At 67.4% G+C, this 15,888-nt stretch carries 17 protein-coding genes; 12 read left to right on the top strand and 5 right to left on the bottom strand.

All coding sequences use genetic code 11. The annotated features are described in order from the left end of the window. Positions 1–16 precede the first annotated feature (16 nt). Positions 17–379 carry a hypothetical protein gene (locus DPR14_RS15810; protein WP_158046002.1) on the bottom strand — a complete coding sequence of 121 codons (363 nt, stop codon included), beginning with the start codon at positions 377–379 and terminating at the stop codon, positions 17–19. Between the two features lie 813 nt (positions 380–1,192). On the opposite strand from DPR14_RS15810, the gene DPR14_RS15805 reads away from it, so the two are divergent. From DPR14_RS15805 to DPR14_RS15765, 8 genes are all read left to right on the top strand, one after another. Continuing rightward, complete coding sequence (locus DPR14_RS15805) at positions 1,193–2,482, top strand: ABC transporter ATP-binding protein (protein ID WP_158046001.1); 1,290 nt, start codon at positions 1,193–1,195, stop codon at positions 2,480–2,482. 113 nt (positions 2,483–2,595) lie between these two features. After that, complete coding sequence (gene tatA, locus DPR14_RS28900; protein ID WP_158046000.1) at positions 2,596–2,907, top strand: twin-arginine translocase TatA/TatE family subunit; 312 nt, start codon at positions 2,596–2,598, stop codon at positions 2,905–2,907. 101 nt (positions 2,908–3,008) lie between these two features. Continuing rightward, on the top strand, positions 3,009–3,515 hold the full coding sequence (tatB, locus tag DPR14_RS27455; protein WP_192498967.1) for a Sec-independent protein translocase protein TatB: 507 nt from the start codon (positions 3,009–3,011) through the stop codon (positions 3,513–3,515). Continuing rightward, positions 3,512–4,312 carry a twin-arginine translocase subunit TatC gene (gene tatC, locus DPR14_RS15785; RefSeq protein ID WP_343038655.1) on the top strand — a complete coding sequence of 267 codons (801 nt, stop codon included), beginning with the start codon at positions 3,512–3,514 and terminating at the stop codon, positions 4,310–4,312. The genes tatB and tatC overlap by 4 nt, the downstream gene beginning before the upstream one ends. Positions 4,313–4,433: 121 nt before the next feature. Further along, a complete protein-coding gene (serS, locus tag DPR14_RS15780; protein WP_158045999.1) occupies positions 4,434–5,708 on the top strand; it encodes a serine--tRNA ligase in 1,275 nt (424 codons plus the stop codon). After that, positions 5,701–6,396 (top strand): 5'/3'-nucleotidase SurE, encoded by a 696-nt coding sequence (gene surE / locus DPR14_RS15775; RefSeq protein ID WP_343038654.1) that lies wholly within the window; start codon positions 5,701–5,703, stop codon positions 6,394–6,396. Before serS ends, surE begins: the two co-directional genes overlap by 8 nt. A gap of 82 nt (positions 6,397–6,478) precedes the next feature. Continuing rightward, entirely contained in the window at positions 6,479–7,144 is a 666-nt protein-coding gene (locus DPR14_RS15770; RefSeq protein WP_158045998.1) for a protein-L-isoaspartate(D-aspartate) O-methyltransferase, read from the top strand. A gap of 32 nt (positions 7,145–7,176) precedes the next feature. Beyond that, the gene (locus tag DPR14_RS15765; RefSeq protein WP_246148215.1) at positions 7,177–8,487 is read left to right on the top strand and encodes a peptidoglycan DD-metalloendopeptidase family protein; all 1,311 of its coding nucleotides are present in this window, start codon (positions 7,177–7,179) and stop codon (positions 8,485–8,487) included. Here the strand turns inward: DPR14_RS15765 and DPR14_RS15760 are convergent. Next, positions 8,444–9,319 carry an ATP-binding protein gene (locus tag DPR14_RS15760; RefSeq protein ID WP_158045997.1) on the bottom strand — a complete coding sequence of 292 codons (876 nt, stop codon included), beginning with the start codon at positions 9,317–9,319 and terminating at the stop codon, positions 8,444–8,446. The genes DPR14_RS15765 and DPR14_RS15760 overlap by 44 nt on opposite strands. Positions 9,320–9,546: 227 nt before the next feature. Here DPR14_RS15760 and yajC point away from each other — a divergent pair, with 227 nt between their 5' ends. Genes yajC through DPR14_RS15740 form a run of 4 tightly spaced genes read left to right on the top strand, consistent with a single transcriptional unit; the run spans position 9,547 to position 12,957 of the window. Further along, positions 9,547–9,990 carry a preprotein translocase subunit YajC gene (yajC, locus tag DPR14_RS15755; RefSeq protein WP_158045996.1) on the top strand — a complete coding sequence of 148 codons (444 nt, stop codon included), beginning with the start codon at positions 9,547–9,549 and terminating at the stop codon, positions 9,988–9,990. Between the two features lie 29 nt (positions 9,991–10,019). Next, positions 10,020–11,594: a protein translocase subunit SecD gene (secD, locus tag DPR14_RS15750; protein ID WP_158045995.1), complete on the top strand. Its 1,575-nt coding sequence runs from the start codon at positions 10,020–10,022 to the stop codon at positions 11,592–11,594. Between the two features lie 12 nt (positions 11,595–11,606). Beyond that, positions 11,607–12,551, top strand: a complete 945-nt coding sequence (gene secF / locus DPR14_RS15745) for a protein translocase subunit SecF (RefSeq protein ID WP_158045994.1) — start codon at positions 11,607–11,609, stop codon at positions 12,549–12,551. Positions 12,552–12,582: 31 nt separating this feature from the next. Next, positions 12,583–12,957: an Mth938-like domain-containing protein gene (locus DPR14_RS15740; RefSeq protein ID WP_158045993.1), complete on the top strand. Its 375-nt coding sequence runs from the start codon at positions 12,583–12,585 to the stop codon at positions 12,955–12,957. 68 nt (positions 12,958–13,025) lie between these two features. Here the strand turns inward: DPR14_RS15740 and DPR14_RS15735 are convergent, their stop codons facing one another. From DPR14_RS15735 to hpnD, 3 genes are all read right to left on the bottom strand, one after another. Next, the gene (locus tag DPR14_RS15735) at positions 13,026–13,625 is read right to left on the bottom strand and encodes a superoxide dismutase (protein WP_158045992.1); all 600 of its coding nucleotides are present in this window, start codon (positions 13,623–13,625) and stop codon (positions 13,026–13,028) included. A 70-nt stretch (positions 13,626–13,695) separates the two neighbouring features. After that, positions 13,696–15,024 carry a hydroxysqualene dehydroxylase HpnE gene (hpnE, locus tag DPR14_RS15730; RefSeq protein ID WP_158045991.1) on the bottom strand — a complete coding sequence of 443 codons (1,329 nt, stop codon included), beginning with the start codon at positions 15,022–15,024 and terminating at the stop codon, positions 13,696–13,698. Between the two features lie 7 nt (positions 15,025–15,031). Next, positions 15,032–15,883, bottom strand: coding sequence for a presqualene diphosphate synthase HpnD (gene hpnD, locus DPR14_RS15725; protein ID WP_246148213.1), 852 nt, complete (start codon positions 15,881–15,883; stop codon positions 15,032–15,034). Positions 15,884–15,888 lie beyond the last annotated feature (5 nt).

Below are 15,888 nucleotides of genomic sequence, written 5' to 3'. Positions count from 1 at the left end.
TAAGGAAGGGCAGGGTTCAGAAGTTCGGTCGGGCAGCGTTCCGGCTTTCCGATCTCGCCTCTTCGCGGTGTGGTAGGAGTGACGCGACGATGTCCCACACCTTCGCCATATGCGCTTCCTGGACGTTGGATATCCTGCCGTTCCCGGGGCGCCATTGCTTCGATTGGACAGCCTCGGCAATCCGGTGCCTGCCGCGCCTCATGAACTCCCTCGCGGACTCGTCGACGGCTCTCACGAAAGAGTCGAGAACGGCGTTTTCTATCGTCGCATTGTCATTGACGGTGAAATTGACGACCGGGATCGGAAGCTGATCCGAACTCACCTGCGAGGGCGCAGGTATCCCACGCCCCCCTTCCAATCGGAACCAGATGGTGTCCATCAGGCATCTTCGGCCGACGTCTACAGGATTATCCTTTTCTATTCTTCCTGCGGCGATCGCTTATTCAAAGTCAGGAAACTCGATCACGAATATTCCTTCATCAGGATCGTTCTTGACCGTCGCCGGATAAGTAGCCATTGGGTTGCCTGCCTAACGTCATGCGACCATAACGTGAAGGTTTAGGGTATACCAACTTCGATAAGCTATCAAGAATGGCGCGCGCAATCCAATAAGAACCTGTTCCCCTGGGGGATAGGCCGCATCATGCGGTCGAACTTCGCGACGAACTTTGCTTTGGGAGCATCATTGACGTCCAAACCTCCGACGGCAGGATTGAGGATCACGTGGTTGCTACCGACACTAAACTGCCTGCCGTGATTCCCGAAGCCACCTACCGGCTGGACCTTGACCTTTCCGGGGCCGAATGCCGCTTCAAGACACTGCGTCAATCGTTGAACAAACTCGTCAAACGACATCATCGATCCTTGAAGTCGCTATTTTAAGCCGATTTCATGCCATTTTTACGGCTTTGGTGTCAAGGTGCTGCAACCCTCCTGATGTCGGGCTGGCCGGACTTGCCCTTCGCAGCGCCGGGATCGCAAAGATGCCCATAGCGAACCTGATCTGCTGTTTTCCGCTGGCCTGCACAAAGGATCTGTCCGACCGGCAGGCGGTCGGGCACCCCTCCGGCCAGTAGTGGCCTGCGACAAACCACCTCCGCCTTGCGACTGGTTTTAAGAACCAATTGCAATCCTGGTCCGGCGTGGCTTAATAGCCGCTTGTGCCCGCCCATGAAAGCAGCGACCGGGACCGATGGATCATTCCTATTTCGACAATCGCACCGCGACCGTCCGCCCCTTGAGCCTGCGTTCAACCCTGCGGGCTGCCCTGCGCGGACGCGCGGCCGCCTGGGTCGGCAGCTCGCCGGCTGCGGCCGGTTCCCGTTCCCAGGGCGGCGAGATTGACGTCGAGACCCATCCCAAGGCCTTGCACGATGCCTCCGGACCGGTTCCGCGGCGGGCGGCGTCGGCGGCGGAGGAGGTGCTCGGGCTCGACCATATCCGGCACCGCTACGGCGGGATGGTGGCGGTCGACGACGTCAGCCTCGCCATCGCGCGCGGCGAGATCATGTGCCTGGTCGGTCCCAGCGGCTGCGGCAAGTCCACATTGCTGCGGGTCGCGGCGGGGCTGGAGGCGCTTCAGAGCGGCACCGTGCGGATCAACGGCAAGGTGGTCGCCGACGACGGCGCCTGCATTCCGCCGGAGCGGCGCGGGGTCGGGCTGGTGTTCCAGGACTATGCGCTGTTCCCGCACCTGTCGGTGATCGACAACGTCCGATTCGGCCTGTCCGGCATCCCGGTCGAAATCCGGCGCCGCCGCGCCATGGAGACGCTGGAGCAGGTCGGCATGGCGGCCCACGCCGACCATTTCCCCCATGCCCTGTCGGGCGGGCAGCAGCAGCGCGTGGCGCTGGCGCGCGCGCTGGCTCCCAACCCGGCAGTGCTTCTGCTGGACGAGCCGTTCTCCGGACTCGACGCCCGCCTGCGCGAGCAGGTGCGCGACGAGACGCTCCATGTGTTGAAGAAGACGGGAGCGGCCACGATGCTGGTCACCCACGACCCGGAGGAGGCGATGTTCCTGGCCGACCGGATCGCCCTGATGCAGGACGGCAAGCTGATACAGCTGGGCACCCCCGTCGATCTCTATACCCGTCCGGCCGACGCGTTCGCCGCGCAGTTCTTCGGGGAGGTCAACCGGATCGGCGGCCGGGTGCGCGGCGGCGCGGTCGAGACTCCGGTCGGCCGCGTGCCCTGCGACCTGCCGGAAGGGGCCGCGGCCGAAGTGCTGATCCGTCCCGAGGCGCTTCAGCTCTCCGCGCCGGATGCCGTCGCCGGCGCGCGCGTACCCAATCTCGGCCGGGTGATGGCCGCCCGGCTGCTCGGCCGGACCAGCCTGATCCACCTCGAGGTGCCGGACGGCGGCCACGGGCGCCACCTGCACTCCCGGATGCCCGGCCAGTTCCTTCCGTCCGAGGACTCCCACGTGGCAATCACGCTGGACACGCGGCAAGCCTTCGTGTTTCCCGCCAAAGATCCGACATAAACAGTTGTGATATCCCGGGGTGGTTTGGCCCCCCGGGTCGTTGCGGTCGGTTTGCCTTTCTGCCAATATCCCGCCGCAGCGCGCACCCATGAGCGGACTTTGGAGAATTCTCAATGAGTATCGGTATTTGGCAGGTGGTCCTGATCCTCGTGATCGTCCTGATCATTTTCGGAGCCGGCAAGCTGCCGAAGGTGATGGGTGACGTCGCCAAGGGGGTCAAGAACTTCAAGTCCGGACTGAAGGACGACGACGATGACGGTGTCGCCGATCAGCCCCGGGTGATCGACAGCCACGCCACGACCCAGCCGGTCCAGACCTCGGTCCATGCCGCGCCGGGGCATCCCGCGGCTCCCGTTCCGGCGACAGGGGCTCCGACGGTGGATCACACCACCACGGTCAAGAAGGACGAGACGGCCAAGACCTGAGCGGACCCGGCAGAGCGTCCGCAAAGCGCCTGGCAGTTCCATGTCGCCCGCCGCCCCGCCTATCGTAGTGGGTCCCTTCCGCCGTCCCTGGACGATCCGTAATGCTTGATATTGGCTGGTCCGAACTGCTCGTCATCATGGTGGTGGCGTTGCTCGTGATAGGGCCCAAGGACTTGCCCAAGGTCCTGAAGACCGTCGGCATCTGGGTGCGCAAGGCGCGCATGCTGACCCGCGACTTCCAGAACAGCGTGGACGAGATGATCCGCGATGCCGATCTGGAGGACGTGCGCCGGCAGGCGACCGAGCTGCGCAACCTGAACCTGACGAAGGAGGTCGAGAATACCATCGACCCCTCCGGTTCCCTGCGCAATGCGTTCGACCCCAACATCACTTCCAGCCCCGCCGTCACGGCCCGCCCGCGCGACGAGGATGACCCGGAGGCCGAGGCGGACAGGGCGGCCCACCGGGATGTCCGGGGGACCGGGGCGGTCCAGGCGGCCCAGATCCCCGCGGCGGACGCGCCGCCGCAGCTTCCCGCCGCAGCGGCCGACCACAAGATTCCCGAACCGGCCGTGGTGCCGGGCGATACCCCTGACAAGCGGGCGTGACCACCGTGAGCGACGACGGCCTCGACGACAGCAAGATGCCGCTGCTCGATCACCTGATCGAGCTGCGCAATCGGCTGATGTACTCGATAGCGGCGATCTTCGCCGCCTTCCTGATCTGCTACTATTTCAGCGCCGACATCTACGCCTTCCTTGTCCGTCCGCTGGCCGACCTGCTCGGCCATGAAGGGCGGCGGATGATCTATACCGGCCTGACGGAAGCCTTCTTCACCTACGTCAAGGTCGCGTTCTGGGCGGCGATGTTCCTGGCTTTCCCGGTCATCGCCAGCCAGCTCTGGATGTTCATCGCGCCCGGCCTCTACAAGCACGAGCGCAATGCCTTCCTGCCGTTCCTGGTCGCCACGCCGATCATGTTCTTCCTGGGCGGCGCGCTGGTCTACTACGCGGTCTTTCCGCTCGCCTGGAGCTTCTTCCTGAGCTTCGAGCAGCTGGCGCCCGGCCCCGAGGGGCTGCCGATCCAGTTCGAGGCGCGCGTCGGCGAGTACCTGTCGCTGGTGATGACCCTGATCTTCGCCTTCGGCATCGCGTTCCAGCTTCCCGTGCTGCTGACCCTGCTGGCGAGGGCCGGCATCGTCTCGTCGGAAGCCCTGGCGTCCAAGCGCAAGTACGCCATCGTCATCATCCTGATCGCCGCCGCCATCATGACGCCGCCCGACGTGATCAGTCAGCTGGGTCTCGCCATACCGCTCTATGCCCTGTACGAGATTTCGGTGCAGATCGCGCGCGTCATGGAGAAGCAGCGGGCGAAGCGCGAAGAGGAAGCCGAAGCCGCTGAGTGATCAGGGCCACAGTGTGCGGCGGAATGAACACGGTCCGCCGCGCTCTGGTCCGCACGGCTGGACCGGGGACATGAGGAGCTTTATAAACAACTTCCCGTAACGTCTTCGATCCAGTGGTCTCATGCACGACTTACGCCTGATTCGCGACAATCCCGAAGCTTTCGACCGTGGTCTGGCGAGACGGGGTCTGTCGCCCATGTCGGGTGAAATCCTGGACCTCGACGCCCGCCGCCGCGCCGCCCAGACCGCGCTGCAGGAGATGCAGGCCCGCCGCAACGAGGCTTCCAAGGAGATCGGCAAGGCCAGGCGCGAGGGCCGCGGTGCCCAGGACCTGATGGCGGAAGTCGCCGGCTTGAAGGAGGGTATCCAGCAGACCGAGGAGCAGGAGCGGGAGACCGGCGCCGCCCTTGACACCCTTCTCGCCAGCCTGCCCAACATTCCGGCCGACGACGTTCCCGACGGACCCGATGAAAGCGGCAATGTGGAGCTGCGCCGGGTCGGCGAGCCGCCCCGCCTGAACCATGCGGTCGAGCATTTCGAACTGGGCGAGAAGCTGGGGCTGATGGACTTCGCCGCCGGAGCCAAGCTGTCGGGCGCGCGGTTCACCGTCCTGCGCGGCAAGCTGGCTCGGCTGGAGCGGGCGATCGGCCAGTTCATGCTCGACCTCCATGTCAACGAGCACGGCTACACCGAGGTGATGCCGCCCCTCATGGTGCGCGACGAGGCCGCCTTCGGCACGGGGCAGCTGCCCAAATTCGCCGAGGACCTGTTCCGCACCACGACCGGCCATTGGCTGATCCCGACCGCCGAGGTGCCGCTGACCAACCTGGTGGCCGACCGCATCCTCGACCTGGAGGACCTGCCGCTCCGCATGGCCGCGCTGACGCCGTGCTTCCGCTCCGAAGCCGGGGCCGCCGGCAAGGACACCCGCGGCATGATCCGCCAGCACCAGTTCTGGAAGGTCGAGATGGTCAGCGTGACCGGCCCGGACCAGTCCAATGCCGAGCACGAGCGCATGACGCAATGCGCCGAGACCGTCCTGAAGCGGCTGGAACTGCCGTTCCGCACCATCGCGCTGTGCACCGGCGACATGGGATTCTCCGCGACCAGGACCTATGACATCGAGGTCTGGCTGCCGGGGCAGAACGCCTATCGGGAAATCTCGAGCTGCTCGACCTGCGGTGATTTCCAGGCACGCCGCATGAAGGCCCGCTGCCGGCCCAGGGGCGACAAGAACACCCAGTTCGTCCATACGCTCAACGGCTCCGGCGTCGCGGTCGGCCGATGCCTGATCGCCGTCATGGAAAACTTTCAGCAACCAAATGGGTCCATAATCGTGCCGGAAGCCTTGCGGCCCTACATGGGTGGACTCGATAGGATTGCGGCGGATGCTTAAGGCTCCCCTGGACGTCTCCAAGGCTCGGATCCTGCTGTCCAACGACGACGGCATCCACGCCCCCGGTCTGGAAGTGCTGGAGAAGATCGCCCGCACCCTGTCCGACGATGTCTGGGTGGTGGCGCCGGAGACCGAGCAGTCCGGCGCCAGCCACTCGCTGACGCTGCACCGGCCGCTGCGGATGCGGCAGATGGCCGAGCGCCGGTTCGCGGTCGACGGTACGCCGACCGACTGCGTTCTGCTGGCGATCAACCACATCCTCAAGGACCGAAAGCCCGACCTGGTGCTGTCCGGCGTCAACCACGGCAGCAACCTGGGCGAGGACGTCACTTACTCCGGCACGATCGCCGCCGCGATGGAGGCGACCCTGCTGGGCGTGCCGGCCATCGCCATGAGCCAGCATCTCGACCCGGCTCAGCCGGCGCTGTGGCAGACGGCGCTCCACTGGGGACCGGAGGTGGTACGGAAGGCGGTCTCGGTCGCGTGGCCGCGCAACGTGCTGATGAACGTCAATTTCCCGAGCGTCGAGCCCGGCGAGGCGCAGGGCATCCATGTCGTCCGGCACGGTCAGCGCAAGGTCGGCGACGACCTGACCGAGCGGGTCGATCCGCGCGGTCGCGCCTATTTCTGGATCGGCACCCTGCGCGGCGAGGCGGACACGCTGCCGGATACCGACATCGGGTGGTGATGGACAAGGGCGTCGCGATCACCCCCCTTTTCCTGGACCTGACCCATACCCCTACCCTCGATACGCTGAAGACGGTGTTCGCTTGAGCATCGACGCGCGAAAGATCCGCCTGATCATGCAGCTTCGCCGGTCGGGCGTGACCGACACGGCGGTACTGGCCGTGATCGAGCGATTGCCGCGCGAAGCTTTCGTCCCGCCCTCTTTTCTCGACCAGGCTTACGAGGACATGGCCCTGCCGATCGGCTCCGGCCAGACGATCAGCCAGCCGCTGGTGGTCGCCATGATGACCCAGGCGCTGGAACTGCATAACAGGCTCAAGGTGCTGGAGATCGGCACCGGGTCCGGCTATCAGGCGGCGGTCCTGTCGCGGCTGACCCGGCGGGTCTACACGATCGAGCGGCACCGTCCGCTGTTGCGCGACGCCGAGGCCCGGTTCCACCAACTCGGGCTGCACAACATCACCACCCGCGCGGGCGACGGTACCAAGGGCTGGCCCGAGCAGGCTCCGTTCGACCGGATCCTGGTCACCGCCGCCGCCGACGGCACTGTCCCGAAGGACCTGACGGATCAGCTCGCGATCGGCGGCGTCATGGTCGTACCGCTGGGAACCGACCGGCGCGACCAGCGGGTCTATCGCATCCGCCGCACCGAAACCGGCCTGCACAGGGAGGAACTGTGGCCCGTACGATTCGTGCCCCTGCTTCCCGAACCGGTTCCGGTTCCGGTCGCCCGCGCCCGCACGTCTTGACCGCCATGAGACCGGGAAAACGTCTGGCCCTCATGGCCGCCCTCGCCATCGCGGGCTGTACGCGCGCCGATGCGCCGGCGCCCGTGTCGATCTACCAGGAGCAGCCGGCGCCCTCGGCACCGGGCATGATCACCGTCGCGCGGGGCGACAACATCTACGAGATCGCGCGGCGGTACAATGTGCCGATGCGCGAGGTGATCGACCTGAACGGCCTGAAGGCCCCCTATGCGCTTGCGATCGGCCAGCGGCTCCGGCTGCCGTCCGCCCGGTTCTACACCGTTCAGCGCGGCGACACGATGTCCAGCATCTCCCGCATGCACCAGGTCGGCATGTCCGAACTGGCGCGCACGAACGGGTTGAAGGAACCCTTCGCGATCAAGATCGGCCAGCAACTCCGGTTGCCCGGCGGCCCGGCCACCCTGGTCGCCCAGGCTCCGGCCGCGGACGTGGGCCAGCGGAATGCGGTGGGGGCGAGCCGGCCGCCGGAGGCGGCCCCGCGTCCGACCGTCTCCGCACAGGCGCTTCCTCCTCCGGCGGTCCAGCCGGCCCCACAACCAGCGCCTCAGCCGCAGTATCCGGCCTATACGCCGCGTCCGGGGTACGGAGCCGTCCAGTCCGGCCCTTTGCCCACGCCTGCTCCGCAGCCGGTTCCCGCCCCGCCGGTCGTGGCCGCGCCCGCTCCGGTCCAGCCCCCTCCGGCACCGGTGCCGACACTGCCGCCGCCACCGATGCCGGGCGGACAGGTCGCCGCGCTTGAGCCTCCGACCGCGCCGGCGGCAGCACGGCCGGTACCCCGGGTTCCGGTCAAGCCGGCGCAGGCCGCGCCCGCTCCGGCGGTCCCGGCACCGCCCGCGGCAGCTCCTCCCGTGGCCGCGGCCCGCCCGCCCGCCATCGAAACGCCGGAACCTCGCAGTTCCGGCCGCTTCCAATGGCCGGTCAGGGGGACCATCCTGTCGGAGTTCGGACCCAAGCCGGGCGGCCTTCACAATGACGGGCTGAACATCAGCGCGCCGAAGGGCACCACCGTCGTGGCGGCGGAGAACGGCGTGGTGGCCTATGCCGGCAACGAACTGCGCGGTTTCGGCAACCTGCTGCTGATCCGGCACGCCGACGGCTGGATGAGCGCCTACGCCCACCTGGACGAGATGCTGGTCGATCGCGGCGCCACGGTGAAGCGCGGGCAGAAGATCGGCACCGTCGGCAGCACCGGCAACGTCTCCTCGCCGCAGCTCCATTTCGAACTGCGCAAGTCCAACCGGGCGATGGACCCGCGCGACCACCTCGCCGGCGAGCGGCGCGTCAGTCGAGACGCTTCCCCAGACGGCCGGCCAGGTCCTGGATGAACTGCCAGGCGACGCGGCCCGACCGGCTGCCGCGGGTCATCGACCATTCGATCGCCTCCGCCCGAAGCCGGTCCCGAGCCATGTCGAGGCCGAAACGGTCGGCGTAGCCCTCGACCATCGCGAAGAAGGTCTGCTGGTCGCAGTTGTGGAACCCAAGCCACAGGCCGAAACGGTCCGACAGCGACACCTTCTCCTCCACCGACTCGTGGGGATTGATCGCCGTCGAGCGCTCGTTCTCGATCATGTCCCGCGACATCAGGTGGCGCCGGTTGGACGTGGCGTAGAACACGACGTTCGCCGGCCGGCCCTCGATCCCGCCGTCCAGCACCGCCTTCAGGGACTTGTACGCGGTGTCGTCATGGTCGAACGACAGGTCGTCGCAGAACAGCACGAAGCGGCGCTTCGAGCCGCGCAGCAGGTTCAGCAACTCGGGGAGGGACGGGATGTCCTCCCGGTGGATCTCCACCAGGGCCAGGATACCCGGCATCTCCTCGGATACCGTCGCGTGGACGGCCTTCACCAGCGAGCTCTTGCCCATGCCGCGCGCGCCCCACAGCAGCGCGTTGTTGGCCGGCAGCCCACCGGCGAAGCGGCGGGTGTTCTCCAGCAGGGTGTCGCGCTGGCGCATGACGCCCTGGAGGAGCGGCAGCTCCACCCGGTTGACCTGGGGCACCGGGACGAGGCGCCGGCCCTCGGCGTGCCAGGTGAAGGCGTCGGCCCCGCACAGGTCCGGCGACGGCGCCGGCGGCGGGGCGAGGCGCTCGAGCGCGTCCGCGATTCGGGCGAGCAGGACGGGCAGGGATGTATCGTCTTTGTCTGAAGCTGTTTGCACTGACCGGGAACCTGACTACATATGCGGTAGGAATGTGGAGCCCGGTCGGCCCGATCGGGCCGCATGGGCGGCAAACCCTAGCATAGCTCGGGCATAGCACAAGACGGGTCGGTCATCCTGAAAGGACTTCCGGACGGATCGCCAGTCTTGGCCGGTTTCGATTGCAACCCGGGCGCGGGCCGTTATAGTCCCGCGGTCCGCCAAGAATATAACGAGAGGAGCACCGGATGTTCGTATCGACGGCCTATGCACAGGCCGCGGATGGGGCGGGAGCGGCTGGTCTGATGTCGTTTCTGCCGCTGATCCTGATCTTCGTCGTCTTCTATTTCCTGCTGATTCGTCCGCAGCAAAAGAAGCTGAAGGAGCATAAGTCCATGCTCGAGGCGTTGCGCCGCGGCGACCGGGTCGTCACCGGCGGCGGCATCGTCGGCACGATCACGAAGGTCGGCGCGGACGACGAACTGGTGGTCGAGATCGCCGAGGGCGTCCGCGTCCGCGTGCTTCGCTCCACGATCAACCTGGTGCTCGCGAAGACCGAACCCGCCAAGGGCAGCCGGACCGCGACGGGCGACGACAACGATGTCGCGGCCGCCGAGACGACCGTCGAGCCGGTGCAGGACAACACCACCGGGCCCTCCCGCGGTTTCGGCAAGATGTTCGGCCGCAAGTAATCAGACGAAGAGGCAGGTATCGGCAAGCCATGGTTCATTTCGCCAAGTGGAAGATCGTTCTGGTCATCCTCGTCTGTGTCCTGGGGGTGATCTACGCAGCTCCAAACCTGCTCGCACGATCGACCGTGGAGGAAATGGGCCAGGGCCTGCCGAGTTGGCTGCCCACCCGGACCATCAATCTGGGCCTCGACCTCCAGGGCGGCTCCCACCTGCTGCTCGCGGTGGAGGTCGACACCGTCATCACCGAACGCCTGAACGGTTTGGTGGACAGCGCCCGCACCGCCCTGCGGGAAGCCCGGATCGGCTACACCGACCTGGGCGTTCAGGACGGTGCCGTGACCTTCGCCGTGCGCGATGCGGGTGATCGGGAACGGGCTTACCAGCTGGCCCGCGGTCTCGACAGCGACCTCGCCGTGGAGACCGGTGAGGCGGGCCGGATCAGCGCGCGGCTGACCGACACAGCGGTGGCGGCGCGCAAGCGGTCGGCGGTCGACCAGTCGATCGAGATCATCCGCCGCCGTATCGACGAGACCGGCACCCGCGAGCCGACCATCCAGCGCCAGGGCGAGGACCGCATCCTGGTGCAGCTTCCCGGCCTGCAGGACCCCGAGCGGGTCAAGCGCCTGATCGGCCAGACCGCCAAGCTGAATTTCCGCTTCGTCGACCAGTCGGTCAACGCCGCCGACGCGGCCGCTCGCCAGCTTCCGGCGGGGACCGAGCTTCTGCCGTCGGCGGAGGTGCCGGGGCAGACCTATGTCGTCAACCGGCGGGTGATCGTCGGCGGCGACACGCTGGTCGATGCCCAGCCGTCCTTCCAGAACGGCGAGCCGGTCGTCAGCTTCAAGTTCGATTCAATCGGCGCCCGGCGGTTCGGCGACGCGACCCGCGACAATGTCGGCCGTCCCTTCGCTATCGTGCTGGACGAGAAGGTGATCAGCGCCCCGGTCATCCGCGAGCCGATCCTCGGCGGCAGCGGCGTGATATCCGGCAGTTTCACGGTACAGGCGGCCCAGGACTTGGCGCTGTTGCTGCGCGCGGGCGCGCTCCCCGCACCGCTCACGATCCTGGAGGAGCGGACCGTCGGCCCGGGCCTCGGCGCCGACAGCATCGAGGCAGGCAAGATCGCCAGCCTGCTGGGTCTCCTCCTGGTCGTCGTCTTCATGGGTGCGTCCTACGGATTGTTCGGACTGATGGCGAACGTTGCGCTGATGTTCAACATCGCCCTGATCTTCGCGGCCCTTTCGATCCTCCAGGCGACTCTGACGCTACCCGGCATCGCCGGCATCATTTTGACGATCGGCATGGCGGTCGATGCCAACGTGCTGATCTTCGAGCGGATCCGAGAGGAGATGCAGAACGGCCGAAGCCCGGTCGCGGCGATCGACGCCGGCTACAGCCGGGCGCTGACTACGATCATCGACAGCAACCTGACGACCCTGATCGCGGCGCTGCTGCTGTTCAGCCTCGGCTCCGGCCCGATCAAGGGGTTCGCGGTGACCCTCGCGATCGGCATCCTGACCTCCATGTTCACCGCGGTCATGGTCACCCGCCTGATGGTGGTCACCTGGCTGCGCCGCACCCGGCCGCGCGCCATCCCGATTTAAGGCGGAATTCCGATGCGACCGATACGTCTCGTTCCCGACAACACCAAAATCGACTTCATCGGCCGCCGGCTGATCGCCTTCGCCCTTTCCGGGCTTCTGGTGCTGGGTTCCATCGTCGTGATCGCCACCCATGGGCTCAACTTCGGCATCGATTTTCGCGGCGGCATCCTGATCGAAGTGCGCACGGAGGGACCGGCCGACATCGGCGCCATGCGGAACACGCTGTCGGGCCTCGGTATCGGACAGGCGACCCTGCAGGAGTTCGGCGGCCCGCGCGACGTCATGATCCGCATTCCGCACCAGGAAGGCGACGAAGCGGCCCAGATGGCGGCGATCGAGCAGGTGCGCGGCGCCCTGGGGCCGGCGGTCGAGTACCGCAGGACCGAGTTCGTCGGGCCGCAGGTCGGCGACGAGCTGATCCGGGCCGGCATCCTTGCCGTGGTCCTGGCGATCGGCGGCATCCTCGCCTATGTGTCGTTCCGGTTCGAATGGCAGTTCGGCGTGGCCGCGGTCGCGGCGCTGACCCATGACGTGATCGCCACGATCGGCCTTTTCGCGCTGACCCAGATGGAGTTCAGCCTGAGCACGGTCGCCGCGGTGCTGACGGTCGCCGGCTATTCGATCAACGACACGGTCGTCGTGTTCGACCGGGTGCGCGAGGACCTCCGGCGGCACAAGTCCACCGACCTTCCCACGGTGCTGAACACCGCGATCAACCAGACCCTCGCTCGTACGCTGATCACCAGCGGGACCACGCTGCTGGCGGTATTGGCTCTGGTGGTGTTCGGCGGCGAAGTCATCCGCGGCTTCAGCATCGCCCTGATCTGGGGCATCGGCATCGGGACATACTCGTCCATCTGCGTCGCCGTTCCGCTGCTGCTCTATCTCAACGTCCGCCGCGGCCGGTCCGGCGGCACGGGCAAGAAGGATCAGCCGGTCGCCGCGGGCAACGCCTGAGCACGGCCGGACAGAACCGAAAGAGACGATCATGGATGTGACGCCGCTGATACCAGCAGACCGTCAGGTCATCGATTCCTACGGCCCGGGCATCTTCCGGGTCAGCGGGACCCTGTACGAAGGGCCGGTTCTGGTGTTTCCCGACCGCACCCAGGGATGGGAAACCGGGAGCTTCGCCGAGCTGACGGTCGAGAGCTTCAGCGTGATCCGCGGCGCGGAGCCGCCGGTGGAGATTCTTCTGCTCGGCTCCGGTCCCAAGATGGGCTTGCTGCCGTCCAAGCTCCGCCGCGAACTGCGCGAGTCCGGCATCGTCGTCGACGTGATGGAGACGGGCGCCGCCTGCCGTACCTACAACGTGCTTCTGTCCGAGGAACGGCGCGTCGCCGCGGCCCTCCTGCCCGTCTGACGATACCGGCGTCGCGGCGTATGAAAAAAGGGGCCCGGCGGGCCCCTTTTTCCGTTCCTCAAGACCGGTCAGGCCTTGCTGTACAATTCGGCGACGAATTCCCAGTTCACCATGTTGTCCAGGTACGCCTTGAGGTAATCGGCGCGCCGGTTCTGGTAATCCAGGTAGTAGGAGTGCTCCCACACGTCGCAGCCGAGCAGGGCGGTCTGGCCGTGGACCAGCGGGTTCTCGCCGTTCGGGGTCTTGGTGACCTTCAGCTTGCCGCCGTCGACCACCAGCCATGCCCAGCCGCTGCCGAACTGCGTCATGCCGGCCTGGGTGAAGGCTTCCTTGAACTGGTCGATGCCGCCCAGATCCTCCTTGATCTTGGCCTCCAACTCGCCCGGAATGGCGCCGCCGCCACCCTTCTTCATCATCTGCCAGAACAGCGTGTGGTTCCAGTGCTGCCCGGCATTGTTGAAGATGGTCTGCTTGGACGAGTCGCCGTAGGACGCCTTGCAGATCTCCTCAAGCGACTTGTCCGCCAGGGGGGTGTCCTTGATCAGGTTGTTGAGGGTGGTGACGTAGGCCTGATGATGCTTGTCGTGGTGGAACTGCAGCGTCTGCGCCGACATGTAGGGATCCAGCGCATCATACGCGTACGGCAGCGGGGGAAGTTCAAAGGCCATCGGTTCCTCATTTCGTTTTTTTCGGGACACATGCCGCGGCGAAGGGTCGCCGGGGCAAATTTGCTTGAGGCTACGCCCGTTGAGATATGTCGAGCGGGCGCCGTTGTGAAGCCTGCATCGCGGTCCTCGCCGGCCTTTCGGCCGATGAAGAGTCTAACACCGTGGCGGCGGCCTTGTTTCCTGACCGGATCGCTCCTTCGATGGTGGCCGGAAGGCCGGTCGCGGTCCAATCACCGGCCAGGGACAGGTTCGGCAGGTCTGTTGCGGCGACCGGGCGGCGCTCCGAGTCGGCCGGGGTCTGGCGGAACGTGGCCCGCTTCTCCTTGATGATGCGGGCGGGCGGCATCGCCGGGTCCAGGCCGCAGGCGGTCGCGACGTCGCGCCACAGCAGGGACGCCAGCTCCTCGGCCGGCCGGTCCATCAGCCGGTCGGCGGCGCTCACGGTGACCGACACGACGTCGTCCCGGGCGAACAGCCACTCCGCCGTCCCGCCGATCAGGCCCAGGAAGATCTTTCCGCCCGGAAGCACCGCCGGGCGGTCCAGCCGGTAGTGGGCGTTCAGGATGGCCGTATGCGCCTCCGGTACCGTCAATCCGGGCAGCAGTTCGGCGGCGCCGGCCGGCGGCAGGGCGAGCACCACCGCGTCGCCCGGCCGCAGTTCCACCGTCTCGCCGGCGAACTCCAGGGCCGTGACCCGTCCGTCTTCCGTCACGAGCCGCCGCAGCCGCGCCTTCAGCCTCAGGTCGCAGCCCCGTGCCGCCAGATAGGACAGCGCCGGATCGACGAAGGTGTCGGACAGGCCCCGCGCGGCGACGAAGGGCCGGCAGGCAGCACCGCCGCGCAGGAAGGTCTCGGCCACGACGGCGCCCATCAGGCGCGCCGATCCGCGGTCCGGCGCGATGTTCAGCGCCGCGACCGCCAGCGGCTCCCACAGGCGTCGGTAGAGCACCGATTCCGGATCCAGGCAGTCCGCCACCGTCGCGTGCCCGGGTGCCCGCAGCAGCCTGGCCAGCGCCAGGTAGTCGCGCAGACGCGTGCCGGGAACCCGGCGGCCCGGTACCAGCATCCACCAGGGCAGGGCGCCGTCGTTGGGCCGCAACGCCCACCGTTCCCCCGTGCCGAGGTCCAGGAAGGGGAACTCCGCCGGGTCCGCCGCGGCGACCAGCCGGTCGCGGGCGCCGATCCGGTCGAGCAGCGCGAACACCGCGCGGTTGCCGCCCAGCAGCAGGTGGTTGCCGTTGTCGATCGTCCGATCCAGCACGCCGTCGTGCAGGGACCGGCAGCGGCCCCCCGCCTGTCCGGCACCCTCGTGGAGGATGACGCGGCGCCCGCTGCCGGACAGGGCTACGGCAGCGGCCAGGCCGGCCATGCCGGCGCCGACGACGTGGACGGTGCTCATGGCGGCTTCAACTCCGGGGTGGCCGTCCGACCATGCAGCGCAGCGTCACCCAGGCCTTTTCCGACCGGGGCAGGCGCGGCCGTCGTCCCATGTCGTGCCAGCCCCGTGCCCGCAGCCGCTCCAGCATGCGCCGGTACAGCATCATCATGGCGCGGGCCGCCCACAGTCGGCGCCTCGGCCAGCCCGCCATCAGGCGGTCGGCCTCGGCGAACCGGGCCTCCGCCATGTCCGCCACCGCGTCGCATGCCTTGCCCAGGTTGGGGTGGCGCAGGACCTCCGCCGGATCACTCGCGGAGATGCCGGCGCGGACCAGAAGCTCCCGCGGGAGATAGAGGCGTCCGATCGATGCGTCCTCCTCCAGGTCGCGCAGGATGTTGGTCATCTGGAGCGCGTCGCCGACGGCCAGGGCGAAGGCCTCGGTCTCGGCGTCGGCCCGGTCGAACACGCGGATCGTCAGCAGGCCGACCGCGCCGGCGACCCGCCGGCAATAGACGCGGAGCGTATCGAGCGGCGGCGCCCGCAGGGGCGTTCCCAGGTCCATCGCCATGCCGTCGATCACCGCTTCCAGCTCGCCGCGGGGCAGGTGGTAGCGGGCGATGGCGTCGGCGAGGCCGGCGGCGACCGGCCCGACCGGTGCCCCGCCCAGATAGAGGGAGCGGATCTGCTCCCGCCAGGCGGCCAGCGCCGCCCGCTTCTCCTCCACCGGCCCCGGCTCGTCGACGATGTCGTCGACCTGCCGGCAGAAGGCGTAGATCGCGAACATGGCGGCTCGCTTGCGCCGGGGCAGCAGCAGCATGGGCCAGAAGAAGGTCGTGCCGGACTTCCCCGCGATCTCTCCCGGGGCAGCGGAATCGGCCATCTGCG

Source organism: Skermanella pratensis, assembly GCF_008843145.1.
In the GTDB taxonomy this organism is placed as follows: domain Bacteria; phylum Pseudomonadota; class Alphaproteobacteria; order Azospirillales; family Azospirillaceae; genus Skermanella; species Skermanella pratensis.
Note: the sequence above shows the minus strand (reverse complement) of the source record. Positions and strands in the feature narration are given on the sequence as shown.

What these genes read in the sequence shown, in the direction of transcription:
- secF (WP_158045994.1), top strand. Translation starts at nt 11,607, where the DNA reads ATGCGACCGATACGTCTCGTTCCCGACAACACCAAAATCGACTTCATC.
- DPR14_RS15740 (WP_158045993.1), top strand. Translation starts at nt 12,583, where the DNA reads ATGGATGTGACGCCGCTGATACCAGCAGACCGTCAGGTCATCGATTCC.
- tatA (WP_158046000.1), top strand. Translation starts at nt 2,596, where the DNA reads ATGAGTATCGGTATTTGGCAGGTGGTCCTGATCCTCGTGATCGTCCTG.
- hpnD (WP_246148213.1), bottom strand. Translation starts at nt 15,883, where the DNA reads ATGGCCGATTCCGCTGCCCCGGGAGAGATCGCGGGGAAGTCCGGCACG.
- DPR14_RS15765 (WP_246148215.1), top strand. Translation starts at nt 7,177, where the DNA reads ATGGCCGCCCTCGCCATCGCGGGCTGTACGCGCGCCGATGCGCCGGCG.
- DPR14_RS15805 (WP_158046001.1), top strand. Translation starts at nt 1,193, where the DNA reads ATGGATCATTCCTATTTCGACAATCGCACCGCGACCGTCCGCCCCTTG.
- serS (WP_158045999.1), top strand. Translation starts at nt 4,434, where the DNA reads ATGCACGACTTACGCCTGATTCGCGACAATCCCGAAGCTTTCGACCGT.
- DPR14_RS15810 (WP_158046002.1), bottom strand. Translation starts at nt 379, where the DNA reads ATGGACACCATCTGGTTCCGATTGGAAGGGGGGCGTGGGATACCTGCG.
- tatB (WP_192498967.1), top strand. Translation starts at nt 3,009, where the DNA reads ATGCTTGATATTGGCTGGTCCGAACTGCTCGTCATCATGGTGGTGGCG.
- DPR14_RS15735 (WP_158045992.1), bottom strand. Translation starts at nt 13,625, where the DNA reads ATGGCCTTTGAACTTCCCCCGCTGCCGTACGCGTATGATGCGCTGGAT.
- hpnE (WP_158045991.1), bottom strand. Translation starts at nt 15,024, where the DNA reads ATGAGCACCGTCCACGTCGTCGGCGCCGGCATGGCCGGCCTGGCCGCT.
- yajC (WP_158045996.1), top strand. Translation starts at nt 9,547, where the DNA reads ATGTTCGTATCGACGGCCTATGCACAGGCCGCGGATGGGGCGGGAGCG.
- surE (WP_343038654.1), top strand. Translation starts at nt 5,701, where the DNA reads ATGCTTAAGGCTCCCCTGGACGTCTCCAAGGCTCGGATCCTGCTGTCC.
- secD (WP_158045995.1), top strand. Translation starts at nt 10,020, where the DNA reads ATGGTTCATTTCGCCAAGTGGAAGATCGTTCTGGTCATCCTCGTCTGT.